Here is a 795-nt window from a genome sequence, read left to right as displayed (position 1 = left end):
GCTGTGGTGAAGCGGCCGAGGTAGTTGAAGCTGATCTGGGGGTCGGGGAGGTCGCGGAGTCGGTCGGCGGTGTGGGGGTCGAGGTAGCGTAGTTGTCCGTATCCGGCGCCGTGGTCGGGGATGGTGCGCAGTTGTTCCTTGACGGTTTTGAGGGCGGTGCCGGCGGCGGGTCCGCCGGTGAGGGCGTCGTCGAGGTCGATGCCGGTGAGGTCGAGGCGGACGGGGTGGAGGGTGGTGAACCAGCCGACGGTGCGGGAGAGGTCGGCACCGGGGATCAGGGTGTTGTCCCGGCCGTGGCCTTCCACTCCGATCAGTGTGCTGTCGGTGGGGTGGCCGCGGCGGCGTCTGAAGGTGCTGACTGCGAGGGCGAGGGCCGTGAGCAGTGCGTCGTCGACAGTGCCGTGGAACCGTCGCGGGATATCCCCCAGAAGTGCCTCGGTGACCTCGGGTGAGGCCGTGACGGTGACGGTCCCGGTGGTGTCTACGGTGTCGAGAGTCGGGTCGAGGGGGCGGGACCCCAGCAGGGGGTCGGGGCCGTCGAGGATGCCGAGCCACAGGGGTAGTTCGGGGGCGCGGTCGGGGGCGGTGTCGGTGAGGGCGTGGGCCCAGCGGCGCATGGAGGTGCCGACCGGCGGAAGTGCCGGTGGGGTGCCGGTGCTGACGGCGGCCCAGGCGGCGGCGAGGTCGGGGACGAGGATGCGCCAGGACACTCCGTCGACCGCGAGGTGGTGGATGACGAACAGCAGCCGTCCCCGGTCGGGGCGGTCCTCGGTGGATTCGAACCAGACGACCTGC

Annotated in this window: 1 protein-coding gene; it reads right to left on the bottom strand. The window is 71.2% G+C overall.

The window, feature by feature from the left end:
- Positions 1-795, bottom strand: a 795-nt coding sequence (locus MLGJGCBP_RS23265; protein WP_236581305.1) for a condensation domain-containing protein, incomplete at both ends; no start/stop codon positions are given.

It is taken from the genome of Rhodococcus sp. T7 (genome assembly GCF_009872365.1).
Classification (GTDB): Bacteria; Actinomycetota; Actinomycetes; order Mycobacteriales; family Mycobacteriaceae; genus Rhodococcus_F.
The sequence above is the reverse complement of the archived record's forward strand: the minus strand, read 5'-3'. Positions and strand labels throughout refer to the sequence as shown.